The sequence below is a fragment of the Bradyrhizobium sp. P2_E8 genome (assembly GCF_056403875.1).
In genome coordinates this window covers 13,324-37,340 of sequence record NZ_JBFUES010000001.1, presented here as the reverse complement: position 1 = coordinate 37,340, position 24,017 = coordinate 13,324, and the positions used below count along the sequence as shown (strand labels likewise).

Here is a 24,017-nt window from a genome sequence, read left to right as displayed (position 1 = left end):
TGGGATTTGGAGAGACAACATGACACGAGCACTCGGACTGGTTGGGACAATCGCGCTGGCGACGGCCCTGGTCGGCGGGACGGCAGGGGCGCAGACCATCAAGATCGGTGTCAACGAACCGCTCACCGGCGCGTTCGCGGCGTCCGGCACCTACGTCGTCAACGGCGCCAAGATCGCCGCCGACGAGATCAACGCCAAGGGCGGCATCCTGGGCAAGAAGATCGAGCTGGTGATCGAGGACAACAAGAGCAACCCGACCGAAGCGGCCGCCGTTGCCGAGAAGCTGATCACCAGCGACAAGGTGCCGGTCCTGATGGGCGCCTGGGGCTCGAGCCTGACGCTCGCGGTGATGCCGAAGCTGATGGAATACGAGACGCCGATGGTGGTGGAGACCTCGTCCTCGGGCAAGATCACGACGACGGGCAATCCCTTCATCTTCCGCATCTCGCCGCCCTCGGCGGTCGAGGCCGCGGCGTTCAAGGGCATCGTCGACAAGCTCGCCCTGAAGAAGGTCGACTTCCTCGTCATCAACAACGACTGGGGCCGCGGCACCGCCGAGGACTTCAGCAAGATGATGAAGGACAAGGGCATCACCATCGGCCTGGTCGAGACCATGGACCAGGGCGCGCAGGACATGAGCGCCCAGCTCTCCAAGATCAAGAGCTCGGATTCCGAGACGGTCATCGTCACCACCGCCGTCGACCAGCTGACGCTGATCTTCAAACAGGCCGCTGCGCTCGGCCTGAAGAAGCGCATCATCACCACCGGCGGCTCGCAGAATCCCGACCAGATCATCGCCCAGGCGGGGGCCGCCGCCAACGGCACCATGCATCTGACGACCTTCCTGCCGTGGTTCCCGGACAAGACGCCGAACCCTGAGGCAACCAACTACTTCATCACGGAATGGAAGAAGCGCGGTTTCGAGTTCGCCGGCTGCACCGAAAGCTTCCGCGGCTATGACGGCATCCGCACCGCGGCGGCCGCGATCGAGAAGGCGGGCAAGGCCGAGCCGGCTGCAATCAAAGCGGCGTTCTGGGACATCAATATCAAGGGGCTCAACGGCGACATCGTGTTCCGCAAGTCCGGCCCGGAGGGCAAGGAGAGCGGACAGAGCCAGCCGAACGTCTATCTCATCGAGATCAACGACGGCAAGGTCGAGATGAAGACGCTCTGACGCGTTCATTCGCGGGCGAGGGCGGCACATCGCGACCCTCGCCGACATCTGGATCAAACGGGAACAGTCTTGAGCGAGTTTCTCCAGCATCTGGTCAACACGCTCGTGCTCGGCGGCACCTATGCGCTGCTCGGGATCGGGTTGACGTTGATCTTCGGCATCATGAACGTGGTGAACTTCACGCATGGCGTGCTCTACACGTTCGGCGCCTACATCATGTYCATCGTGGTGCAGCAGATCGGGCTGAACTTCTTCCTGGCGTTACCCGTCGCCGTGCTGGCCGGATGGCTATTGGGGGCGGCTATCGAGCTGACATTGCTGCGGCCGCTGCGCGGTTCCGACATCGACACCACGATGCTGGTCATGATCGGTGCCTGGATCGCGATGCAGTCGGGCACGCTATGGATCTGGGGTGGCGTCGCCAAATCAGTGGCGACGCCGTTTCCCGAGGCACCGCTGGTGCTCGGACCTGTATCCGTGTCCTGGCTGCGGCTGTTCGTGCTTGCCGCCGCGGCACTGCTGATCCTGGTGACGTACCTGCTGATCAACAGGACGAGCCTCGGCCGCGCGATGCGGGCAACGTTCCAGGACCACGACACGGCCTCGCTGATGGGCGTCAATGTCGACATGATCTACACCTCGACCTTCGCGATCGGCTCCAGCCTTGCCGCGGCAGCGGGAGCCCTGCTCGGGCCGGTCTACGTGATCTTCCCGCAAATGGGCGATCTCGCCGCCGTCAAGGCCTTCGCCATCGTCATCCTCGGCGGTCTCGGCAACATCACGGGTGCGGTAATCGGCGGCTTCATCCTGGCTCTTGCTGAAGAGCTCGGCGCGGGCTACGTCTCGTCAGGCTATCGCGACGCGATGGGCTTCGTGATCATCATCGCGGTTCTCATCTTCAAGCCGACCGGCCTGTTCGCGCGCGCGGAGCGCGTCGGATGAGAATAGCCCTCACCATTCTCGCCGTTGCAGCCCTTGCCTCCGTGCCGCTCTGGCTGCGCGATCCTTATCTCCTCAACGCGCTGATCACGACCGGAATCTTCGTCATTGGCGCAATGAGCCTCAATCTGCTGCTCGGCTTCACCGGTCAGCTCAGCCTCGGCCACATCGCCTTCTTCGGTATCGGCGCCTATGTCAGCGCGCTGACGTCGCTCGGCTTCGACGTCGGCCTGCCCGGAGGCTTGCGCCTGGTTCACGCGCCCTGGCCGCCGATCGTGGGATTCGGGCTCGCGATCATCATCGCCGGATTGTGCGGTTATTTCGTCGGGCTGCTGTCATTCCGCGTCCGCGGTGCCTATTTCGTCATTGTCACCATCTCCTTCGCCGAGGTCGTGCGGCTGGTCGCGCTGAACTGGGTCGAGCTGACGCAAGGTCCGCTGGCGCTGACCAACATTCCATCCATCGGGCTGCCGTTGCCAGGCGTCGGCGAGCTGACGCTGCGCACCAAGCTGCAGAACTATTATCTCGTGCTGGTCGTCGCGCTCATCGCCTATCTCCTGATCGCGCGCCTCGTTCGTTCCCATTTCGGCCGCGCCATGCGCGGATTGATGGAGAATGAGACGCTCGCCGTCTCCGTCGGCATCGACGTGACGAAGACGCTGACGCTGGCGGCGGTGATTTCGGCCGCGATCGCGGGCGCGGCCGGCAGCCTCTATGCCCATTACATCCGGATCATCGATCCCGAGGTGTTTGCCTTCATCAACACTGTCACGATGGTCATCATGGTCATCAGCGGCGGCAAGGGCTCGCTGGCCGGTCCCGTCGTCGGTGGCCTGATCTTCGGGCTGCTGCCGGTCGCGCTGCGTCCGGTCATGGCGCCGGAAGCGCAGTGGATCGCCTATGGCGGCGTGCTGATCGCCATCCTGTTCGTGCTGCCGCGCGGCATCGTGCCCTCGCTCGCGCAGCGACTGGCGAGGAGACGAAGCAGGGCGACGGCGCTGGCGCCGGTGGCCCTTGCCGAGACAGCCGTCAAGGAGCGGGCGTGATAACGGCGCGCAGCGTTGCCATGACGATCGAGCAGGTCGCGGTCCGCTTCGGCGGGCTCGTCGCGATCTCCGACATGAGCTTCACCGTGGGCGAAGGCGAGATCGTCAGCCTGATCGGGCCGAACGGCGCCGGCAAGACCACCGCCTTCAACGTCATGACCGGCTTTCTGGAGCCGAGTGCAGGGCGTGTCACCTATCGTGACACCACGCTCAACGGATTGAAGCCGCATCAGATCGCGGACCTCGGCCTGATCCGCACCTTCCAGCGCACCAGCGTGTTTCCCAACGACACCGTCTACGACAACCTCCTGATCGGACTGCACCGCCAGGGCCGGGTCCGGCTGCTCGACGCGATCCTTGGGCTGCCCGGCGCGTGCGCCTCGGAGCGCAAGCTGCGACAAGGGGCGAGCGAGCTGATCGAATGGGTCGGTCTCGAACGCCGAGCCCACGATGCGGCCGGCTCGCTCTCCTACGGCGAGCAGCGCCTGGTCGGCGTCGCGCTGGCGCTCGCGGCGGAACCCTCGATGCTGCTGCTCGACGAACCCGTCTCGGGCATGAATGCCTCGGAGACGCACCGGTTCGTCGAGCTCATTCGCGACATCCGCGATCGCGGCATCACGATCCTGCTGGTCGAGCACGACATGCCCATGGTGATGACGGTCTCGGATCGCATCGTGGTGCTCAACTACGGCCGTATCATCGCCGAGGGGACACCGTACGTCATCCGCAACGATCCCGCCGTGATCGAGGCCTATCTCGGGCATGGAGCGGCACGTGCTTGAGATCCGCGACATGGTGTGCGGCTATGGCGGCGTCACCGCTCTGCGCGGCATCTCGCTCGACGTGAAGGCCGGGCAGTTGGTGGCGCTGATCGGCGCCAATGGCGCCGGCAAGAGCACGACGCTGCGCGCGATTTCCGGCCTCGTGCCGCCGCGCGCAGGCCAAATGCGGTTCGAGGGCATCGACATCACCGGGGCGAGGCCCCCGCGCGTGCTGGCGAGCGGGATCGCGCATTGTCCGGAAGGGCGGCGCGTGTTTCCGCACATGAGCGTCGAGGAAAATCTCGACATGGGGGCTTACCTCCGTCGTGGTTCGGGCGAGATCGCGGCCGATCGCGATCGCATCTATACGGAATTTCCGCGGCTCGCCGAGCGGCGCCGGCAGGCGGCGGGTACACTGTCCGGTGGCGAGCAGCAGATGCTCGCGATCGGGCGCGCGCTGATGTCGCGGCCGCGGCTGATCATGTTCGACGAGCCCTCGCTCGGCCTTGCCCCCAACATCGTCGAGCGTACCTTTGCGATCATCCGCGGCATCCGCGATGCCGGCACCACGGTGCTGCTGGTCGAGCAGAACGCGTTCGCTGCGCTGGAGATGTGCGACCACGCCTATCTGCTCGAGAACGGCCGCATCGTTCTGTCCGGTGCCGGCTCTGAGCTGATCGAGAACGAGCATGTGCGGAAGGCCTATCTCGGTGGATGATCCGGCGCTCCGTCCGGACGGGCCGGCGTGGATTCCGGTCTGTGACCTCGGCCGGCTGAAGGCAGAGACCATCGTCCGCGTTGCCGGGCGCGATATGCTCGTGATCTGGAACGAGGGCGATGTCATCGCGTGCGAACGCGCGTGCCCGCACGAACAGGCGGATCTCGGCTTGGGGCAGGTGGCGGCGGGCCGGCTGTATTGCCCGCGCCATGCGGCGTCGTTCGATTTGCGCGACGGGACGATTACTTCGGGATGGCCGAGCCCACCGTTGCGGCTCTATCCGGTCAAGGTCGCGGGAGAGCAAGTCTGGATCGCGGCGCGGGAGCGACAAGCGGGGCGATGATGCCGCCATGCCTCTGTCTTGCCCGACGTGTCAGAGCCACCCGCGGCGCGGATTTGCCTTTGGAAACAACGGCATTCTACTGTGCATGGGGTTGTTTTCGCGTTTTTAGTCGAGCAACCGGAGTGCAGCCTCCACCAGAACGCCGTCCGGCCGACGAAGCGCCTCGAGGATGGTGAAATGGTCGGCGCCTGCGACCGGAATGAGCTCGCCGGGCGCCTGCGCGGCCGCACGCTTCTCATGAAGGTTGATTGAATCCATCACCAGCGCCGGCAACTCGTTGCCGCCATAGGCGATGTCGAGTCGCTTCTGCGTTACGGGCAGGCGAAGCGGCGAGAGCTTGGCGATTTCTTCGTCCGTCAGCTTCAGCGCGTTGTTGAGCCCGGTATCGCGGATCGGCGCCAGGTCGTAGACACCTGATATCGCAAGCCCGGCATGGACGCGCGGATGGTCCAGAGCCATCGCCACGAGATGGGCGCCGGCGGACCAGCCCGACAGGACGACCGGCCCGGCGATGCCATAGGATGCGCCGTGCGCGGCGAGCCAGTCGAGCGCACGCGGGATTTCAGCGACGATGTCGGTCAGGGACACTTCGGGCGCCAGCGAATAGCCGGGAATGGCGACCGACCAGCCATGTGCGGCGACGCCTTCGACGAGCATGGCGAAAAGCTCGCGGGAATTGCGCTGCCAATAGCCGCCGTGCACGAACATCAGGCAGGGCGCATCGGGCTTTGCGGCGGGGTAGAGATCGATCTTGTTGTTCGCCCGCTCGCCGTAAGGCAAATCGAGATGGGACTTCAGTGTGCCGCGCAGCCGGCTGGAAGCTTCGTTGCGCTCGGCGATCAGGGCAGGGCTGTTCTTGACCGCCGCATTGTTGTCATAGGCGGCGCTGCGTTCCGCCTGGGACAGTTCTGCCCATTTGCTGCGGGGGTCGAACGTCCGATGTGTCGAGCTTGTGTTGTTGACCATGGAGTCTCCGAGCGGCCGGTCGTGGCAATGACCGGTGTCGCTCGCTCCTGTCTGCCACGAATCCTGCTTGAATTGCACATCGCTTGCGCTCAGACGAGGGATGCGCCGTTCGCGGAACTTGCTTCAGCAGGCCGTGGATGGACGGGTCCGCGGTGGCAAAACCGCCGATGGAAATTGACGCGCAAAGGCACTCGTCTTCGGCTGAACACGCGATCCATCGATCACCTCGAGCCGGCCGCAGCGGTTCAGGGTGTGCAGCTTTCGGCCGGGCCATGTCGGTCCGGGCTTGAGCGAGTGGCGGACGATCTGCTTGAACGTCGTCGGCGACAGTTCGACGACTTCCGCGAGGCCAAGCGCCGCGCCGTATCCGTCCGCGCAATTCTGCACCGGTCGCCACAGCCTGTCGTTGATGGTGACGAAATTCCCAGCCGGTCGCGTACTCGCGCGATCGATCAGGACCGGGTTGCTGGCATGAGGCAGCCAGGGGCCGAGCAGGCGATCGGCGTGGAAGATCGCAAGCGAATCCGAATAGCCGCCGGTTCCGTCGCGCCAGGCGCCAAACAGATAGTTCAGGCCGTTGTGCCGCGTGATCGTCACGTCGGCGAGCTCGAGGCCCGAGAGCAGCGTCGCGTGCCGCTCCCATTTGTCCGGAAACCGAACGCATTTGTAGAGGGCGACGTCCCCGTTGATCGAGCTCTCCGGGATCATCCACAGCTCGCCATCGTCCTCGATCAGGAACGGATAGGACAGGTGCCAGGGCTCTTCCAGCACGGGCACGACGTCGCCGACTGGCCCGGTGTCACCGAACTCGATCGCCGAAATGATTCCCTTGCCGACCCGGTGATCGAGATCTTCAAAAAAGACGAACGTTCGTCCACGCCAGGTGATGGGAAAGGGATCGGCGTAGAAGTGGTTTCCGGGATCTCCCAGAACGTTCCAGCGAGGCCCGGAGAGATCTCCCGTCTGCCAGACACCTGCGCCGTCGTTGAAGCGCCATCCGATATGCCAATGCGGGGCGTAGCAGCAGAGGCGATAGATCTCCTTGGCGATCGAGGCGGCGAGGCCGCGCGCGACGTAGCCAAGCGGTCCACGGCGACTTGCATCGCCGGCGGGGCGCGCCAGTTGCGGCAGAATGCGCGGCCGTCCCGACAGGATTGCCGCCACCATGGTCAGGGTTCGCGCCATGACCGTTTCGAGCGCACCGCTCAGGCCGGCGGCAATTTCTCCCGACGGGTGACCGCGATCGAGCACGGCCCCGTCGATCTCGTTGACGATGTCGATCACCGGCAACTCGCCGCCGAGAATGGCGGCGAGCGCGGCGTTTTCCCCTGCCGTTCCGTTGAACAGCGGGCGCAGATACAGCGGAGCCGAACAGTCCCGATCCCGCGCGCCGCTTGTAAAATCGACGATCACGTCGGCCGTGCCTGTGCGAGCCTGCGTCCGCTCCGGAATGATCTGCAGCCTGTCGGCGCCGCTGGGTTTGCCCTTGTGCAACACCACGCGTTCGAGCGCGAACAGCGCATCGACACCTGCGGGACGTGACTCCGCCGTCGTCGTCCAGGCGATTTGGACCGGAACGTCCCACCCGTCGATCGACAGCGTCTCGCGGCGCATCCACCGCCGCGCATGCTCAATTTCACAGCGAAACTCGATGATCATGTCGAGCTAATCCATTCCAGCGGATCAGGTCACGTGACCTGGCCGAGAATTCGAACGTATTCCTCCACCATGGCGTCTACCGAGTACCGCAACTTCAGGCCTTTGGCATTTTGCCGCAGCTCCTCGCGCAGGGTTTGGTCGGTCAGGAGTTTCGAGACGGCGGCCGACAGCTTCGCATGATCGGAGGCATCGACGAACAGGGCTGTCGGCTTTCCTTCGAAGGACAGCACCTCGCGCAGGACGGGTAGATCGGTGACGACGGAGGGAACACCGGCGTTTGCGGCTTCGACCGCGGCGAGGCCGAAGGTCTCGGCCTGTGTCGGAAATACGAACACGTCCAGGCAGGCCAGAAAATCGGCCATCTGGCGCGGGGCGATTTCCCCGAGCAGATGCAATCTGTCCGATACGTTCAAATCATCCGCAAGCCGCCTCAGCCGGGCCTCGTCGGTTCCCTGGCCGGCCAATGCGAGGTGCCAGGATGGCTGATCCGGCAGGAGGCGTATCGCCGCATCGAGCCGCTTGTGCGGGTGCAGCCTCGCGGCACAGCCGAGCAGGACGCGGTCGGTCGGCAGTTTGAACTTCTCTCGCGCAGCTTGCCTCGGCAGAGTGAGCGCCTTGTCGTCGAAGCCGTGTGGCACATGCACCATGCGCGACCGGTAGGCCGCGGGGTAGCGCGAATATTCGCGCTGCATGTCCAGCGAGTTCAGCGTGATACGATCGAAGAAGCCGAGGCTGCCCATGACGATGTCGGCCGTGCGGACCGGCCAGCTCATCGACAGCGCGGACGACACCTGATTGGCGATGACGGGTGCGCGGCAGACGAGGCGAGACACGCCGGCGCCGATGACGTTGCCGAAATGCTGGAAGGTCAGAACGGCATCGGGCCTGGTGGTCCTGATGTGACGGCCGAGCGTCCGCAGCATTTGCAGCAGGGCCAGCGGATGTCCTGGCCGGCTCGACGCGCAGTAGAGTGTATCGGGCGGCTCGTCGAAGGAATCCGACTTGCGGAAGAAGAACAGATTGGTGACCCGATAGCCGCGTGCGGTCAGGCCGGCGCCGAGCAGCCTGGATATCTCCTGGGCGCCCGCATTCTCCGCCTGCGTCTGGACCAGAAGCACGTGCAGCTTTGGTCCGCCGCTGCCCCGACCTGCGAGTGCTGCTGCAGTCGACGGCAGCCTCGGTGCCTCGCCCAGTTCTGCGCCTGGCTGGTAATGCAGCACGGATTCCGACCTGCTAATCAAACGTTCACCTTCTTGATGCCGTACCTAACATGCGAGCCTCGGGCGGACACCGACTAGCAATAAACGGAGTTAATGCGCTGGCCGCCGAACCGCATCGTTCACATCAGAATGACGGCGGTTTCCGCACGGAGGGAGGCGCGCGCGTTAACCAATTGGTCATCTTCGCGTGGCGGCGGGTAACTGCGGATTAACCATAGATATTTACGGTGGAGCAGGCCACTGAACAGTGCTTGCCAGTTGAATCCGAGTAAAGTCCATGACGTTCGGTCGCCGCGCAGACCCGACAAGTTCCGGATCGACCGGTGTCTCCGCGTCGTGGCAGACTCAAAATGCGTCGAACGGTGAGGCCGACGGAGCCGCAACTCGTCTTGGTAGTGTGCTCACTGCCGCGGGCGCGCTCTCCTTCATTCGGGACAATGCTCGCCGCATCCTGACGCTCGCTCTCGCGATCTTCGCCCTCGGCGTCGTCGTTCTGCTGGTGATCCCGGTTCGATTTGCGGCGACTGCGCTAGTCGTTGTCGATCCCCGGGAGCAACGCGTGACTGCGGATCAGGACGTTCTGCCGGGCATAGGGCAGGACAGCGCCGCGCTACAAAGCCTGGTTGAAGTGGCGAAGTCCGACGGCTTTCTCAAGCCGCTGATCGAGCAGCTCAAGGTTCAGGACGACGAGGACATTTCCGGGGGACATACCGACCCCGCGCGCCTGCTCGAGAGATTCCGCAACCGTCTCGACATTTCCCGCCGCGGGCTCACTTACGTCATCGCCATCCGCTTCACCTCGAACCGTCCGGAGCGGGCGGCCTATTATGCGAACGCGATAGCGGAGTCGTTCGTCGCTAGTCAGACGCGCAACCGCGCCGAGGCGACCGACGATGCGGCCGATTGGCTCAGCGGGCGGCTGAAGACGTTGAACGACCGGCTGAGGGCGTCAGAGGACGCCGTGGCCACGTTCAAGCTCGAGCACAGGATCGTCAACGCGGGCAAGGATGCCACGACCCAGCAATTGCGCGTGACCGAGCTGTCGCAGCAGGTTGCCGCCGCGCGCGCCCGGACCGAAGAGGCGAAGGCTCGCTACGAGCAGGCTCAGCGCGACCTGAAGGCGAATGTCGAGGGTCCCGTCAAGCAGGATCTCCTGAGCGCGCTGCGTGCGCAGCGGTCGGCGCTCAATGATCAAATCGCGCAGAAGCGGGCGGTGTTCGGCGATCGCCATCCCGACCTCGTCATGTCCTACAGTCAGCTGAACGATCTCAACAGGCAGATCGAGGTCGAGCGGACAAAGGGCATCGACACCGCAAAGTCGGAATACGAGGCCCAGCGCGAACAGCAGAAGGCGCTCGAAGGCCAGATGAAGGCGGCTGAATCGCAGATCCTGGTCGATGGTCAGGCCCTGGTCCGGCTCCAGGAGTTGCAGCGCGACGCCGAGGCCAACAGAAACATCTACGAACAGTTCCTCTCGCGCTCCAAGACGACGAACGAGCAACGTCTCTTGCAGAGCTCCCAGACCAAGATTGCTTCGTCCGCCATTCCGCCGCTGCGCTCGACACTTCCGCCGCTGCCCTTGCTGCTCGCCGCGCTCGCGATCGGCTCGCTGCTGACATCGACGGCGGTCGTTGCGGCAACCGGACGCGGATCGGACAAGGCTGCCGAAGACGCTCCTGCTCCCGATCCGGCTCCACGCCAGCCCGCGTCGTGGCCACGCCCGCCCGTGTGGGCCCGCATTCCCGACCTGCTGCCGAGCGATGTGCCCAGAAACATCTGGCAAGGTCCGGTCTCCGCGACGGCTGAGCTCGATCTCGGTCCCCATTTGCGCCCGCTGCTCGACCGGCTGGAGAAATTACCGGGAGCCCGGGGCAAGGTCGCGCTCGTGATGTCGGTCGGCAAGCGGGCCGGCGGCAACACCGTCGCGCGGTCGCTGAACCGGTGGGCGGTGAACAGGGGGAAGCTGAGCGTCCTGATCCGGGTCGAGCCGGACCTCGGCGGTGCCGGGGCTGGCCTTGCCAAGGGGCAGTCGGATGGCATGACCACGGCGGATTTTCGCAGCGTCGATGCGCTTCTGGGTGCCGGCAAGCGGCCCGAGGCGTCGCCCACGGACGACATTCGTTCGGAGTTCGATCTGATCGTCGTCCATGCCACCTCGCTGGCCTTGCAGCCGGAGGCGGCGGCGCTGGCCGCTCACGCCGATCTGGTCATCCTGGTCGCTTGCGAAGACGCGGTCGATTCCGCTGCAATGCGCAGGGCAATGGCTGCGCTCTCCCGCTTTGGCGGTGTGCCGACCGGGCTCGTCATCAATCGCGTCCCGGCCGATCCGTCGGCGGCGCGCCGTCGGGGCGAAGTGTTGGGCCTGGCCGGATGATCGGCGCCTATTCGCCGGAGTCGGCACCGCGAACGGCGTAGGCGCCGCGTTTCGACGCCGAGAAGCGCAAGAGCACGAGAATTGAAGGATCGACTCCGGTTCGCCGGCGACAGAGGATGTTGAGCGCGATGGTCGCGAGCGCCAGCGACACCGTCGCCGAGATCGCCGCGCCAAGCACGCCGAGCCAGGGAATCAGGACCAGAAATCCGACCAGCCGCAGCGCCACGTTCGCCGCGACGACGGGGACATAGACACGCTCATGGCCGGTCAGCTGCAGGATCGCGGCGGATGGACCGCCCGCCGCCTGGAAAGCCGTGCCGATCGCGAGCACGATCAGGACCCAGTGCTGTTCGGCGAAATGGGGCCCGAACAGGTTGAGAAGTTGGGGGCCGCCGATCCAGATCAGGAGAAGTCCACTGGCCACGCAAAGCCCGGTCACTTCCGCCATGAGCTGCAACGTTCGCCCGAACTCCTGGTGGTTCTTGCTGAAGTACAGCGAAGGAAGCCGGCGCGCCCCGAAACTGTACAGTGCTGCCGAGACCATGGCGAAGATGTTGGCCAGGCGCGAAGCGGCAAAATAGATTCCGGCGGTCGTCGGATCCAGCATCCAGTAGACCAGGATGACGTCGAAATACTGGTTGGCGACTTCGAGGATGGACGCGACCCAGAAATGAAGCGCGCTCGATCTCCAGCGAGAGGTCTCGGAACGCGCCGCCGTGCTGCGCAAGTCCGGCAGGGCGCGGGCAATCGCAACGACCTGCGCGACCAGGCCCACCGACATGGCGATCGTCATCACGGCGAACAACTCGGCGGGATCGAGCTGCCGATGGCCGAACAACATGGCAAGCAGAAACAGGACGACGATGACTCGCCAGAAGAGCTCCCGGTTGCCTTCGCCCATGAGAATGCTGACCAGCGAGCGGGCGATCTGGCTGCCGAGCATCAGTCCGGCATTCACCGCAGTGTAGGCCGAGAGAGCAAGGATCAGAAGCCACCAGTCGCCCCTCAAGCTCGCGGCCAGCGCGACCGCGGCGATCGCGATCAGCATCGCGACGGAGGTCATCCTGAAGCTCGACAGGAGGACACCTTTGATGAGGTCGGGCCTGTCTCCGACCTGATACTCGTTCAGGAATCGCACCAGGAGCGATTCCTGGCCGACCAGCCCCACGACCGCTGCGATTTGGGCAACCGAAAGCCAGGTCGCAAAGATGCCGAATCCATCAGGCGACATCGTTCGCGCCGCCAGCGAGAACAACGCAAACGCAAGCGCGCCGCTGCCAACCTTGAGGAGGATGGTCCCGACAACACCGCGCGTCACGTCGCGCCGCAGGAACTGGACGATGGATTCGATCATGGACGTTGCGGGACGACTTTCCCCTGGGGATGCGCGTTAGGACAGCGGCGAGAGCCTAGCATGGTGAAAAATTGCGAGTGTTAATGGGGGCCTCTTGAGTCCTTTTGGTCGCGGCCGATATCGGCGAAACGCCCGCTGCGTCATGGTGGGACAGATTCGTTCCGCCTGTCCCGGATAGAGCGAAGGCCGGCTCTGTCGAAAGCGACGTGATGTCGCTCTGACGCGAAGCAGCCATCATTCCACCGTGGCATTGCCGAAGACCGGCCCCTGTCGAACATCCTGAGCAAGACGCGTGCCGGGATATCGTCCGGCCGATCGAGTCTCCGGTTCATTAACCTCGATCGACGGAAATGATCGCGCTCGGTCCTGCGATGCGACATCAGGCGGGATAATTGCACATGGAACCACCGTTAACCGTGGGAGCCTGGACCATGACGGCGGATAGCACCGTGACCGAGCCGATCGCCGCAGCTGCGACCACGACGACGTTCGCGGACATCGCGATTGTCGGAGGTGGCCTTGCGGGTTCGCTCGCGGCTTCTGTCCTTGCGCGGGCAGGGCATCGCGTCGCGCTGGTTGATAAGCGCGCGGTCTACCCAGACGAGTTTCGGGTCGAAAAGATCGGAGGCCAGCAGCTGGAGATGCTCCGCAGGCTGGGCTTCATCCGCAGCCTCGCGAGCGTCGCCTGTCCATACGATCGCGTGCTCAATGTCAGGGAAGGCAAGGTGGTCGATGTCAGCGTCGGCCAGGCTTACGGGCTTCCCTATGCCGGTCTCGTTGCCATGGCGCGCGGCCAGATCCCCGATCCGTCCAGTCTGATCGTCGACGAGGTCACCGCAATGACCTGTAGCGACGACGTTCAGCATCTCGAGCTTGCCTCCGGACGCCGCCTGAATGCGCGTCTTGTCGTTCTGGCGACGGGCATGGCGGGAGCTCTCGGATACAAGCTGGGCATCAGGCGGCGCGTGCTGGCCGCAGGCCACTCGGTTTCCTTCGGCTTCACGATCGCTCGCCGGGACGGCGCGCCGTTCGATTTCAAGGCGCTGACCTATTACGGCGAGCGCACCTCCGACGGCGTCGATTATCTCAGCCTGTTTCCGGTACCCACCGGCATGCGGGCCAATCTCTTCATGTTCCGCGACCCGGCCGATCCGGTCATGCGCGATCTGCGTCGCGACACGGAAGCGACAGTCCTGCGGCTGCTGCCGGGATTGCAGCCCTACCTCGGTGATTTTCGCGTGACGGACCGGGTCCGGAACTKGGTGATGGATCTGTCCGTCGTCGAAGGACACCTCCAGCCCGGAATCGTGCTGATCGGCGATGCGTTTCAGACCAATTGTCCTGCTGCCGGAACGGGCGTAGCCCGCCTGCTGGTGGACGTCGAGCGCCTCTGCACCGAATATGCGCCTCGGTGGCTCGCGACCGGTGGGATGAGCATCGAGAAGATATCGGAGTTCTATTCCGATCGCGACAAGATCGCCGCGGACCAGCAGTCACTGAAGATGGCGCGCTTCCGCCAGGCGCTGACGTCCCGCGATGGTATCGGCTGGGATGTGCGGCGACGGCTGCACTTCCTGAGGCGCAGCATCACGCATCGGGTCGATCAGATGCGGCCGGGCTGGCTTGCGCAGGTCCGCAGCGCGCTCCGCGCCTGAGAGCTGCAATCCGCCGGCGCTTCGCGGCGGTCAGCGCGTCGGCGTCGAGGTGCGGGTTGGCGAGAGCCGCAACTCCGAAATTCGCTTGGCGGCAAGCTTGAGCCAGGGTGCCTGCTTCAGTGCGAACAGCGATATCGCGCCCGTGGTGCTGCCGGCGTGCGTGACCGCCCACATCGGCGAGGGCTGCCCGCCGAACAATTTCTTGTATGGCTCGTCACCAATGGTGAAGTCGAGCATCTGATCCCCGCGCTCGATGCAGTCCTTCGCCACCTGCTCGAACATCAGCGCGCCGAGGGACTGGCTCTTGTATCCGGCAATATCGAAGGCACTCATGATGACGAGAAAACTGTCGCGGTGGTGCAATCCGAGCACGGCGGCGATCACCTCGCCATCCATCTTCATGGCATAGAGCCGCGCAAGGGAACCGAGACCACGGACCGCGATGTCGGAATAGAAGTCGTAATATTCGGGCCGCTGGAGCAGGTCTCCGTCGCCCTGCGACTGGAACCGCGGGCCGCGAAACTTCCTCATCACGTCCAGCGCCTCGAGGACGGCGGCGCTGTCGTTGCAGCATGAGAAGCTCAGCGTGCCCTTCTTCTGGAGCTGCCGATACTTCTTTGCGAGCTCCTTCTGATAGGAGCGCTCCATCGCACTGGTCCGCCATTGCTCGAATGGGGCGAGGAGAACCGTTGCGTAGGCATTGGTGTCCATCGCGACGCGGCGGGGCGCACCCAGAAGGTTCTCGATCGGGAGCCGCCCGTCCGGCAGCTTGGTCATTCGGAGCAGGTCGAAAGGGCGAACGAGGCGGCGAATCTCGGCGCATGCATCCGCATCCCTGAGCAGCTCGGAAAACACCATCGGGCTGCAAACCGGCGCCAGATAGTCGGAGACGCGCAGGTCGGCGAATTCGACGGTCCGTATCGGGCCGCGCCGGATCCGCAGCAAGGGCAGCACCATCGCAAGGGCGCCCGTCGCGCGGTAACGAACCACGACAACAAGAGGTGTTGCTCCCGCATGCGACGCTAGCCTGCCGTAGAGGCTGTGCAGCCAAAGCGGATGCTGGAACGCGGTGGCAGCCGAGTGATCGAACAGCTCTGCATAGTCCGGCGACAGGAAGTCGAATGCCGATTCGACGGCGATATCGAACGTGTTGCCAGGCGTGTTCATGCGTAACCAGGGAAACCGGATAATTTCGGGAGTGCTCGAGCGAGCTCAGGGCTTATAGCAGGGGAGTGACGGTCGAGATACCGAGGTGGTACGATTTGCATTAAACGGACTAAGCCGGGTTCGTATCGTTACCGAAGTCTTAAGATTTCGCGGTCACGACGGCTCGGATGTCGAGACCTGGCCGCGCTAGCAAATAATTAACCGCGTTTAAGGAAGGTCAATTCATGGCCAGCCTACAGACCGAGGTGGACTCCGGGGCTCCCGGGAGCGCGATCTGGAAGACGCGCAGCGTTGGCGTTGAGAAGATTGCCAGGGCTGCAATTGGCTGTTCGATCACCATCAACGTCGTCGCGTCGATGGGCACCTTCAACACCGCGCTGTTGCCGGCGGAGCTGACCTATCTGCAGCAGGCCGTCGCGATCCTGATGTGGGGCGTCCTGATCTACGCCAGCGCGTTCGTACGCCCGCGGCTGCGTTTGCAGTTCAATCCCGACTTGATCGTCCTGGTCGCATTCTACGCCTTCGCCGTCACTTCGGTGTTCTGGACCAGCCTGAACGCTGCTGCGATCATGAAGAGCCTGGCGCTCGCGATGACGACCTTCGGCGCATTCTGTCTCATCACGCGCATCGACATGGACGAGGTCGTCAGGGCCACGGCCCTTGGGCTTTTCATATTGGTGGCCGCATCAGCCTTCTGCGCGCTCGCCGTACCCGATATCGGGATAGACCACAGCTGGATGCATAACGGTCAATGGCAAGGCGTCTATGAATCGAAGCAGACCCTCGGTTTCGTCGGCGCTTATCTGATGTTCTTCGCCTGCTATCTGAAGATGAAGGGGCAGGGGTGGCCGGCTTTCCTCCTGACGTTCCTTCTGGCGTCCACATGTGTCCTCGCGTCGGAATCGCGAGGCGCCGGTGCCGTTGCCCTGGCCGCCTGTGCATTGCTCGTGACCTCGATGTGGTCGGTCATCTGCATGAGACTCTATGCGGTCCTGCCGTTCGTCATGTGCTTGCTGGCCGGCGCGCTGATCTTCTATTTTTACGCGACGGGGTATGAGGCGATCCATGTCGGTGATGCGTCCATCGATCTGACCGAGCGGACGTTCATCTGGCATTACGCCATCAGCCATTTCGATGACGCACCGCTGCTCGGCTTCGGGGTCAACGGCTTCTGGACGGTTCCGTCGATCTACGACTATTTCGAACAGAACCACGGCTGGGTGCTGGATAATTATCACAGCGGCTATATCGCGATCCTGATGGAGACGGGGTTTCTCGGCTACACGCTTTTCGCCGCGAGCGTCCTTCTGTTCTCGAACAAGGTTCTCCATCTGATTTCGGCCCGCGCGATCGACCGGTCGCACTGCGCGCTCATCATCGGATTTGTCGCTCTCAGCTTTCAGACCAACTTTACCGAGACGACGTTCCTTCGCTCGACCATGTTCACGTCGGTGCTGCTGGTGGCGTTCTTCTTTGCAACGTGCAGGCCTGTGCCGCAGACCGATTTCTAGTCTCAACGAATGGAAGCAAGATGAGAGCCATCCGCGCTCGCTGGACGAGAAGCTTCAATCTTGCGGCAACTGCCCTTTTCCTCACGTCGTCTTGCTTCCATGCCCATGGCGCCGGGCAGGCGGCGTCCCGTGACCTGCCGAAATTGGGGCGCGGCATCAATATTCTCGGCTATGACGGGATCTGGGAAGGCGGCCGGAACGCGCCGTTCCGCCTGGACAATCTGACCGCAATCAAGAAGGCCGGATTTTCGCATGTCAGGATCAACTTCTTCGGCTTCAAGTTCATGGGCGAGGGAAACGTCCTGGACGAGATCGTTCTGAGACGGCTGGATGCCGTCATCGAGGAAGTCCTCGCAAGGAACCTCATTCCAATCGTTGACGAGCACGACACTCATGTTTGCCAACGCGACGTTTCCGGATGCGGCGAGAAGCTCAGGGCGTTCTGGCGGCAGGTCGCCGAGCGCTATGCCGGAAAATATCCCGCGCTGGTCTTCGAGGTCTTGAACGAACCCGGCGGGCAAATGACGTCCGCCGACTGGAATTCACTCCTCAACGAGTGTCTTGAAATCATCCGCCGCACCAATCCGGCGCGGCCGGTCATTGCCGCGGTTCTCAACACGGACGACATCCCCGTCGACGACCTGGCGCTGCCGGCCGACGACAGGAACCTCATCGTCACGTTTCACTATTACGCGCCGATACGATTCACGCATCAGGGCGCACCGTGGTCTTCGACGTTTTCGCGGATCGGGCCGCTGGATTGGGGCAGTCCGGACGACGAAGCGAAGGCGGCCGCTGACTTCAGGAAGATGAATCTCTGGGCGGAGAAGGAGAAGCGCCCGGTTTATCTCGGCGAATTCGGAGTGTACGAGCGTGCACCATCCGACAGCCGCGCGAGATATTTGTCGTTCATGGCGAGAAGCGCAGACAGGCTTGGCTGGTCATGGGCCTATTGGCAATTCGACCATGATTTCGCGGCCTTCGACAGCACGCGTCAGGCCTGGAAGCCGGACATCCTGCGTGCGCTGATCCCGCCGCAGCGTTGAAGCTCGCAATCGCCTAGCGTGGCGCGGGACCAGTCGATCAAAACCATGTGGCGATCTCCCCGAGGCGTCGATACGCCGTCTCGCGCGCGGCGAGGATCGGGCCCGCCGGGCCGGTGGTCGGGCCGATCGGCACGAAGCGCACGTCGCTGATGCCAATGAAGCGCAGTGCCTCGCGCAAATAGGGTGTCGCCATGTCGGTGCGGCCGCGGTTCATTCCGGTGACGAAGTCGCTGCCGCTGGCGAGGATGACGATGGTCGGCCGGTCCTTCAGCAGCGGAACATATCCCGTCGCCGGGTCGAACCGGAAGGTGAGCCCGGGCTGGACGATGATGTCGAACCACTGCTTGAGCTTGTAGGGGATGCCGAAATTCCACATCGGCGTCGAGATCAGCACGCGCTCGGCGAGCGACAGGCGCATCGCCATGCGCTCGGCCTCGGCAAAGCTGTCGCGCTGGGCGTCGTCGAAAGCCTGGGCCTTCATCCGCGCATATTTGGCCTCGACAATGGGGCCCGCAAACTCCGGCATCCGCTCCCGCCAGAGATCCATGACATCGATGTCCCAGTCGGGACGCGCCTCGCGAAATCCGTCAAGGAAGACGCGCGCGCCGGCGCTCGACTCCGAGTCGGGACGCGGCGAGCACGAGAGGTGCAGGAGCTTTGCCACCGCTCATCCCAGCGCTCTGATGACGGCATCCGCACGCGTGACGATGGCGACGTTCTGCATGGCAAAATTGATCGAGGCGGAGTGCCAGTCGGCATTCATGGTCGAGCAGCAATCCTCCGGCACGATCATGAAATAGCCCTTGTCGGCGCCGGTGCGCGCGGTGTGCTCGACCGACATGTTGGTCCAGGCGCCGGTGTTGATGATCATGTCGCGGCCGGTGGCCTTCAGGATCGTCTCCAGCCGCGTCCCCTCCCAGGCGCTCATCCGCATCTTCTCGACGACGAAATCGCCGGGCCGGGGCTCCAGGCCCGAGACCGGCGCCGCGCCCCAGCTGCCCCGCACCATCGCCTTGCTGTCGACCAGACCCTCGAACAGCGGCGCGTTCAGCGTCACGCCGGGGGCGCCGGGCTCGACCACGAACCAGACATGGATGATGGCGACGCCGCGCGCCCGCGCGGCCTCGGCAAGGCGCCGGACATTCTCGACGACATGCTGCTGCTTCGCGTGAGCAGGCGCGCCTGACCCGTCGAATGCGCCGCCATCCATGATGACGTCGTTCTGAAGGTCCTGGATGATCATGGCGCAGCGCTGCGGATCGAGCTGCATCTCGCCGTCGGTGAGGATGGGCGCTGCGGCCGCGGGGCCGGCGCTTGCACCGCCGCCGCCGCGCTTGCCGCTCATATAGGGCTCGTGGCGCGGTCCCACCTTGGTCGGGATGGCATAGACCGAATGCGTCGAGGTCAGATAGAGCGTGCGGAAATCCGGCCCGCCCCAGGCGAGGTTGGCGACGAGCTCGGGCACACGAACCTTGCCGAGCAGTTCGCCGCGCGGCGTATAGACCCAGACGCCGCCGGGTGCGGTGACCCAGATATTGCCGTGCTGGTCGCACTTCATGCCGTCGGGCAGGCCAGGCTCGAGCTCGGACTTGATTCCGCTCGCGAACACGCGCGCGTTCGACAGCGTGCCGTCGGCGTTGACGTCGAACACGCGGATCAGCGCCTGCACGGTGTCGTTGACATAGAGCAGCCGTTCGTCGGGCGAGAAGCACAGCCCGTTCGGCTGGTCGAACAGATTGCGCTCGACCACGAGCTTCGGCTCGCCGCCCGGCATGACGCGATAGACGCCCTGGAAGCCAAGCTGCCGCGGCCGCTCGACGCCATAGACCGGCATGCGGCCGTACCAGGGATCCGAGAAATAGATTGCGCCCGAGGAGTGCACGCAGACGTCATTGGGGCTGTTGAGCTCCTGGCCTCCGAAATGCGAGGCCAGCACTTCGCGCCGCCCGTCTGGCCGCTCGCGGACCAGCGACGAGGTGGCGTGCTCGCAGACGATCAGGTTGAGCTCGGCGTCGTAGGTCATGCCGTTGCATTTGTTCGACGGGCGCTTGACCTCGGTCACGCCGCGCCGCGCGTCCCAGCGCCGGCGAACGTCGTCAGGCATGTCCGAGAACAGGAGGTAATGATCGACCGGATGCCAGATCGGGCCTTCCGTGAAGTCAAAGCCCGTTCCGACCTGTGCGACCGGCGCATAGGGATCGATCAAGGTCTCGAATTCACTTCGCAGGGTGACATGTGTCATCGGTCGATCCTCGGAAGCATGATCCGGAAAAGTGTGGAGCGGTTTTCCGAAAGGATCATGCGTGAATAAAAAGCGTCAGGCCGGGAACCAGTTGCGCGGGGGCAGCGATTGCACGATCGGGCCGGGGACCTGGTCGTGCAGACGGCCGATGACCATGCCGCCCTCGATCTTGGCCGGCCTGTCGTGCACCGGCAGCAGATAGCGCGAATTGCTCAGCAGCTTCTTGATCGAGGCCTTCTCCGCGCGTTTGCTGGTGCCGTGGTTGCCGGTCGTCCGCGGCTCCCAGTCGTGAATCTCGTTGAACGGCGTGACGATCTGGTCGTTGAAATCGTAGATCACGTCGCCGCAGATGGTCGCGATCCCATCGGCAGTCTCGACGATGATGTTCATCGAGCCCTCGGTGTGGGCGTTGGCGGCGTCGCAGTAGACGCCGGGCATCAGCTCGATCGGCCCGGTAATCTCCAGATCGAGGAAACGCAGCGCGCTCTTGGTGTGCAGGCGGTCGATCAGATGCTTGATGTCGGGCGCCGGATATTGCGGATGCATCAGGCCGGAGACAGAATATTCCAGCTCCTTGCGGTTGAGGACGACGGTCGTGTTCATCGGGAACAGATCGTCCTTGCCGGCGTGGTCGATGTGCAGATGGGTGTGGCAGACGAAGCGCACGTCGCCCATGCGCACGCCATGGCGGGCAAGCTGGTTCTCGATCATGTGCTCGTGATACTGCAGCCCGCGCATGCCCAGCGTCTCCATGATCTGGTTGGAGCGGTAGCCGGTGTCGACCACGACAGGATATTTGCCGCCGAGGATCAGAAAGCCGAGCGTGAGGACGCGGCGGGTGCGGCCGCAATCGCGACCGAGAACCAGAAAGCTCGATTCCAGCTCGATATCGCCATAGTCCAGGATCTTGATCTCCAGCGCCATCCGTGTCTCTCCCTGTCTCGTTTCTTGTCCGTCAAAGCCGATAGACGCGCGCTGCGGTGGTCCGGAAGATCGCGTCCTGTTGCTCGGTACTCAGTGCAGCGGCCGCCGCGCGAAACTCGTCGACGAGCTCGCGATAGCTGGTCCACAATTTCTCGATCGGGAAATTCGATCCGAACAGGCAACGCCCGGCGCCGAACGTCGCAACCGTGTCGGTCAGCACCGCCGCGATATGCGCGGGATCGTTGCGGTGAATGAACGTGCCGAGCCCGGACAGCTTCGACACCACGTTCGGACATGCGGCGAGGCGTGCCATTCCCGCGCGCCAGGCCGCGCGGCCTGCCGGCGAAAGATCCTCCGGCATCCCGGCGTGCTGGAGGATGAAGGTCACCTTGGGGCAGGCCTCGGCAAGGTCGGCGGCGCCCGGCATCTGCGGGGTGAACACCTGAAGGTCGAAACTCCAGCCGTAGTCGGCGAGGTGTCCGATGTTGCGGCGGATCGAGGGGTCGAGACAGAGGTCAGGCCGGGCCGCAAAACGATAAAGCGGGTTCTCGTGCCAGTGCAGCTGCATCCGCACGCCGCGCACGAGCGGGTAACGCTTGAGGCGGTCGAGCTGCGGGCGGACGTCGTCGACGGCGAAATTGGCGTAGGCGACGATGGCATGGGGCCAGCCATGCGCATCCGCGGTCTGCTGCACCCAGGCCGCCTCGTCCTCGAAACGGTCATTGGCCCAGTTGGTCTGGACGTAGACGGAACGGGTGACGCCGCTGCCCTTGAGGTCGTCGAGATATTCCTGGATCGGATAGTCGCGCCGGATCGGCTCGTAGGGTCCGAAGATGCGGGGCTGCATGGGGCCGATCAGCCAGGGCAGGTCCGCCTGCCGCCAGATGTGATGATGCCCGTCGACAATCTCGGTCACGCAACTCTCCTTCGTCCCAGTGCCAGCACGTGCGCGACGATCGACGCGCTCGACCCGCCGTCGACGAGATCGTCGACGAAGCGTTCGATGGCGACGAGCGCTTCGGTCTGCGGGCGAAAGCCCGGGCTCGTCGCGAGCGGCGTCAACCAGCTCAGGCACCAGGCCCGCCGCGACAGTTTCGCCACTGCGTCGCGCAGCGCCTCGGGTGCGCCGCGCTCCAGCCCGTCCGAGACGACGATGACGGCCGCCCCGCGCGCATAGCCGCCGAACCGCGGCACCGCGAGAAAGGCTTGCAGGGCATCACCGATCCGGGTGCCGCCGTCCCAGTCGCTGACGAGATGGGCGGCGGCATTCAGCGCCTGTTCGCGCCGCTTCATCCGCAGCGCGCGGGTGACGCGGGTCAGGCGCGTGCCGAAGGTGAAGACCTCGACATTGGGCGCGGCCTGCACCAGCGCGTGCGCGAGCTTCATGTTCTCCTCGGTGCGGCTTTTCATCGAGCCCGAGACGTCGATCAGCAGCAAAAATTTTCGCGGGCGCTGCCTGCGCTTCAGGTGTCTGAGGCGCAGGACCTCGCCGTCGCTGCGCACGGAGTCGCGCAAGGTGCGGCGGAGATCGGCGAAGGGACCGCGACGCGCCTGCCTGCGCCGGTGGCCGCGCCGCCTGGGTAGGCGCCGTGGCGCTTCGCGGATCAGGCGGCGGAGCGCATCGGTCGAAGAGAGTTGCGCAAAGCGGCGCTCGACCAGCGCCTCGGTGCGGGTCGCAGTGAGGCCGGATTCGTTGGCGTCGTCGGAGAGCAGTGGCTCCTCGTCGCCGCGGCCTTCCTCCTGAAGCCGGACCGTCTCGTCGTCCTCGCCGTCGTCATCGCGCGTGATGGCCTCGCTGCCACGGAAATGGAGGTCGAACAGCCGGTCGAAGGTCGCGCGTCGCTCGGGAGGCGGGGCGAGGGTGGCCAGCGCCGCCTGGCGGATATCGCCGAGGTCGCGCGGGCCGAGCAGTTCGATCGCGGTGAGGAACACGGTGGTCTGCTCCGGCGCGACGGCAAAGCCGTTGGCGCGCAGCAGTGCGACGAAGGAGACGAACACGCGCACCGCCTGCGGCAGTTGCAGTTCGACACTCATGCGGTCGCCTCCGCAAGCATCGCGTCGAGCCGGGGCGAGATGAAGTGCAGGTCCTCCTCGTCCTTGAGCGCGACGCCGATCGAGCGCTTGAAGGCCTCTGGCCAGCGCGCGCCGCCCTTGTGCAGCAAGGTCGCGGCCTCGGCCCAGTCGACGGCTTCAGCGATGCCCGGCGCCTTGCTGAGCGGCTCGCGCCGCAATTTTCCGACCGCCGCGACGACCGCCCGAGCGGTCGCCTCTGCGACGCTGGAGGCGCGCAGCATCACGATGCGTGCCTCGCGCTCTTCGGTGGGATAGTCGATCCAGTGATAGACGCAGCGGCGGCGCAACGCCTCGTGCAGGTCGCGCGTCCGGTTCGAGGTCAACACCACGACGGGACGCTCCGCCGCGCGGACCGTGCCGCGCTCGGGGATCGAGATCTGGAAGTCGGACAGSAMTTCGAGCAGGAAGGCCTCGAACKSCTSRTCGGCMCGGTCGATYTCGTCGATCARCAGCACGGTGGAATCGGGGGCGCGCAGCGTGGCGAGCATCGGCCGTTCGATCAAGAACGTCTCGCCATAGATGTCGATGCTCTCGTCGCCGGCCTGGCGGATCGCGAGCATCTGGCGCGGGTAGTTCCACTCGTAGAGCGCAGCGGAGGCGTCGATGCCCTCATAGCATTGCAGCCGGATCAATCGCCGCCCCAGCACGGCGGCGATGGCTTTCGCGGCCTCGGTCTTGCCGACGCCCGGCGCGCCTTCGAGCAGCAGGGGCTTGCCGAGGGCGAGGCCGAGATAGGCGGCGGTCGCGAGCCCCTCGTCGGCGAGGTAATAGGCCGCGCGCAGCGCCTTCTCCAGCGCTTCGGGGCTGTCGATGCCGACGATGTTGCTGCGGACCGCCATTCCAAG

At 64.5% G+C, this 24,017-nt stretch carries 21 protein-coding genes; 10 read left to right on the top strand and 11 right to left on the bottom strand.

Going from position 1 to position 24,017, the window contains the following annotated elements:
- The first annotated feature begins 19 nt into the window (after positions 1-19).
- The 6 genes from AC1D00_RS00165 (at position 20) to AC1D00_RS00140 (ending at position 4,981) form a co-directional block, all read left to right on the top strand.
- On the top strand, positions 20-1,174 hold the full coding sequence (locus AC1D00_RS00165; protein WP_008140618.1) for an ABC transporter substrate-binding protein: 1,155 nt from the start codon (positions 20-22) through the stop codon (positions 1,172-1,174).
- A 69-nt stretch (positions 1,175-1,243) separates the two neighbouring features.
- Positions 1,244-2,116, top strand: coding sequence for a branched-chain amino acid ABC transporter permease (locus AC1D00_RS00160; protein ID WP_477009245.1), 873 nt, complete (start codon positions 1,244-1,246; stop codon positions 2,114-2,116).
- On the top strand, positions 2,113-3,159 hold the full coding sequence (locus AC1D00_RS00155; protein ID WP_477009244.1) for a branched-chain amino acid ABC transporter permease: 1,047 nt from the start codon (positions 2,113-2,115) through the stop codon (positions 3,157-3,159). Before AC1D00_RS00160 ends, AC1D00_RS00155 begins: the two co-directional genes overlap by 4 nt.
- Positions 3,160-3,179: 20 nt before the next feature.
- Positions 3,180-3,941 carry an ABC transporter ATP-binding protein gene (locus AC1D00_RS00150; RefSeq protein ID WP_477009254.1) on the top strand — a complete coding sequence of 254 codons (762 nt, stop codon included), beginning with the start codon at positions 3,180-3,182 and terminating at the stop codon, positions 3,939-3,941.
- Positions 3,934-4,638 (top strand): ABC transporter ATP-binding protein, encoded by a 705-nt coding sequence (locus AC1D00_RS00145; protein ID WP_027548923.1) that lies wholly within the window; start codon positions 3,934-3,936, stop codon positions 4,636-4,638. The genes AC1D00_RS00150 and AC1D00_RS00145 overlap by 8 nt, the downstream gene beginning before the upstream one ends.
- Positions 4,631-4,981, top strand: coding sequence for a Rieske (2Fe-2S) protein (locus AC1D00_RS00140; RefSeq protein ID WP_477009243.1), 351 nt, complete (start codon positions 4,631-4,633; stop codon positions 4,979-4,981). The genes AC1D00_RS00145 and AC1D00_RS00140 overlap by 8 nt, the downstream gene beginning before the upstream one ends.
- A 105-nt stretch (positions 4,982-5,086) precedes the next feature.
- Here AC1D00_RS00140 and AC1D00_RS00135 read toward each other — a convergent pair whose 3' ends face one another.
- The 3 genes from AC1D00_RS00135 to AC1D00_RS00125 form a co-directional block, all read right to left on the bottom strand.
- A complete protein-coding gene (locus AC1D00_RS00135; RefSeq protein WP_477009242.1) occupies positions 5,087-5,947 on the bottom strand; it encodes an alpha/beta hydrolase in 861 nt (286 codons plus the stop codon).
- A gap of 123 nt (positions 5,948-6,070) precedes the next feature.
- Positions 6,071-7,606: a glucosamine inositolphosphorylceramide transferase family protein gene (locus tag AC1D00_RS00130; protein ID WP_477009241.1), complete on the bottom strand. Its 1,536-nt coding sequence runs from the start codon at positions 7,604-7,606 to the stop codon at positions 6,071-6,073.
- A gap of 29 nt (positions 7,607-7,635) precedes the next feature.
- Complete coding sequence (locus tag AC1D00_RS00125; RefSeq protein ID WP_477009240.1) at positions 7,636-8,826, bottom strand: glycosyltransferase family 4 protein; 1,191 nt, start codon at positions 8,824-8,826, stop codon at positions 7,636-7,638.
- A 277-nt stretch (positions 8,827-9,103) separates the two neighbouring features.
- Here AC1D00_RS00125 and AC1D00_RS00120 point away from each other — a divergent pair, with 277 nt between their 5' ends.
- A complete protein-coding gene (locus AC1D00_RS00120) occupies positions 9,104-11,200 on the top strand; it encodes a GumC family protein (protein ID WP_477009239.1) in 2,097 nt (698 codons plus the stop codon).
- A 7-nt stretch (positions 11,201-11,207) separates the two neighbouring features.
- Here the strand turns inward: AC1D00_RS00120 and AC1D00_RS00115 are convergent, their stop codons facing one another.
- Positions 11,208-12,554, bottom strand: a complete 1,347-nt coding sequence (locus AC1D00_RS00115; protein ID WP_404554653.1) for a lipopolysaccharide biosynthesis protein — start codon at positions 12,552-12,554, stop codon at positions 11,208-11,210.
- A 431-nt stretch (positions 12,555-12,985) separates the two neighbouring features.
- Between AC1D00_RS00115 and AC1D00_RS00110 the strand changes: the two genes are divergently transcribed.
- On the top strand, positions 12,986-14,209 hold the full coding sequence (locus AC1D00_RS00110; RefSeq protein ID WP_477009238.1) for an FAD-dependent oxidoreductase: 1,224 nt from the start codon (positions 12,986-12,988) through the stop codon (positions 14,207-14,209).
- A 30-nt stretch (positions 14,210-14,239) separates the two neighbouring features.
- Here the strand turns inward: AC1D00_RS00110 and AC1D00_RS00105 are convergent, their stop codons facing one another.
- Positions 14,240-15,376 (bottom strand): GNAT family N-acetyltransferase, encoded by a 1,137-nt coding sequence (locus AC1D00_RS00105; RefSeq protein ID WP_477009237.1) that lies wholly within the window; start codon positions 15,374-15,376, stop codon positions 14,240-14,242.
- 224 nt (positions 15,377-15,600) lie between these two features.
- Between AC1D00_RS00105 and AC1D00_RS00100 the strand changes: the two genes are divergently transcribed.
- Both AC1D00_RS00100 and AC1D00_RS00095 read left to right on the top strand, forming a co-directional pair.
- Complete coding sequence (locus AC1D00_RS00100; RefSeq protein ID WP_477009236.1) at positions 15,601-16,887, top strand: O-antigen ligase family protein; 1,287 nt, start codon at positions 15,601-15,603, stop codon at positions 16,885-16,887.
- A gap of 20 nt (positions 16,888-16,907) precedes the next feature.
- On the top strand, positions 16,908-17,933 hold the full coding sequence (locus AC1D00_RS00095; protein WP_477009235.1) for a glycoside hydrolase family 5 protein: 1,026 nt from the start codon (positions 16,908-16,910) through the stop codon (positions 17,931-17,933).
- Between the two features lie 37 nt (positions 17,934-17,970).
- Here AC1D00_RS00095 and AC1D00_RS00090 read toward each other — a convergent pair whose 3' ends face one another.
- From AC1D00_RS00090 to AC1D00_RS00065, 6 genes are all read right to left on the bottom strand, one after another.
- Complete coding sequence (locus AC1D00_RS00090; protein ID WP_477009234.1) at positions 17,971-18,597, bottom strand: FMN-dependent NADH-azoreductase; 627 nt, start codon at positions 18,595-18,597, stop codon at positions 17,971-17,973.
- A gap of 3 nt (positions 18,598-18,600) precedes the next feature.
- Positions 18,601-20,175: an isochorismatase family protein gene (locus tag AC1D00_RS00085; RefSeq protein WP_477009233.1), complete on the bottom strand. Its 1,575-nt coding sequence runs from the start codon at positions 20,173-20,175 to the stop codon at positions 18,601-18,603.
- 75 nt (positions 20,176-20,250) lie between these two features.
- The gene (locus AC1D00_RS00080; protein WP_477009232.1) at positions 20,251-21,099 is read right to left on the bottom strand and encodes an MBL fold metallo-hydrolase; all 849 of its coding nucleotides are present in this window, start codon (positions 21,097-21,099) and stop codon (positions 20,251-20,253) included.
- 31 nt (positions 21,100-21,130) lie between these two features.
- Positions 21,131-22,015 (bottom strand): amidohydrolase family protein, encoded by an 885-nt coding sequence (locus AC1D00_RS00075; protein WP_477009231.1) that lies wholly within the window; start codon positions 22,013-22,015, stop codon positions 21,131-21,133.
- Complete coding sequence (locus AC1D00_RS00070; RefSeq protein WP_477009230.1) at positions 22,012-23,133, bottom strand: vWA domain-containing protein; 1,122 nt, start codon at positions 23,131-23,133, stop codon at positions 22,012-22,014. The genes AC1D00_RS00075 and AC1D00_RS00070 overlap by 4 nt, the downstream gene beginning before the upstream one ends.
- Entirely contained in the window at positions 23,130-24,011 is an 882-nt protein-coding gene (locus AC1D00_RS00065; RefSeq protein WP_477009229.1) for an AAA family ATPase, read from the bottom strand. Before AC1D00_RS00065 ends, AC1D00_RS00070 begins: the two co-directional genes overlap by 4 nt.
- Positions 24,012-24,017 lie beyond the last annotated feature (6 nt).

Bases quoted from the DNA above. Each gene is read 5' to 3' on its own strand.
- AC1D00_RS00165 (WP_008140618.1), top strand. From the start codon at position 20: ATGACACGAGCACTCGGACTGGTTGGGACAATCGCGCTGGCGACGGCC.
- AC1D00_RS00155 (WP_477009244.1), top strand. From the start codon at position 2,113: ATGAGAATAGCCCTCACCATTCTCGCCGTTGCAGCCCTTGCCTCCGTG.
- AC1D00_RS00150 (WP_477009254.1), top strand. From the start codon at position 3,180: ATGACGATCGAGCAGGTCGCGGTCCGCTTCGGCGGGCTCGTCGCGATC.
- AC1D00_RS00135 (WP_477009242.1), bottom strand. From the start codon at position 5,947: ATGGTCAACAACACAAGCTCGACACATCGGACGTTCGACCCCCGCAGC.
- AC1D00_RS00130 (WP_477009241.1), bottom strand. From the start codon at position 7,606: ATGATCATCGAGTTTCGCTGTGAAATTGAGCATGCGCGGCGGTGGATG.
- AC1D00_RS00120 (WP_477009239.1), top strand. From the start codon at position 9,104: ATGACGTTCGGTCGCCGCGCAGACCCGACAAGTTCCGGATCGACCGGT.
- AC1D00_RS00115 (WP_404554653.1), bottom strand. From the start codon at position 12,554: ATGATCGAATCCATCGTCCAGTTCCTGCGGCGCGACGTGACGCGCGGT.
- AC1D00_RS00105 (WP_477009237.1), bottom strand. From the start codon at position 15,376: ATGAACACGCCTGGCAACACGTTCGATATCGCCGTCGAATCGGCATTC.
- AC1D00_RS00100 (WP_477009236.1), top strand. From the start codon at position 15,601: ATGGCCAGCCTACAGACCGAGGTGGACTCCGGGGCTCCCGGGAGCGCG.
- AC1D00_RS00095 (WP_477009235.1), top strand. From the start codon at position 16,908: ATGAGAGCCATCCGCGCTCGCTGGACGAGAAGCTTCAATCTTGCGGCA.
- AC1D00_RS00085 (WP_477009233.1), bottom strand. From the start codon at position 20,175: ATGACACATGTCACCCTGCGAAGTGAATTCGAGACCTTGATCGATCCC.
- AC1D00_RS00080 (WP_477009232.1), bottom strand. From the start codon at position 21,099: ATGGCGCTGGAGATCAAGATCCTGGACTATGGCGATATCGAGCTGGAA.
- AC1D00_RS00070 (WP_477009230.1), bottom strand. From the start codon at position 23,133: ATGAGTGTCGAACTGCAACTGCCGCAGGCGGTGCGCGTGTTCGTCTCC.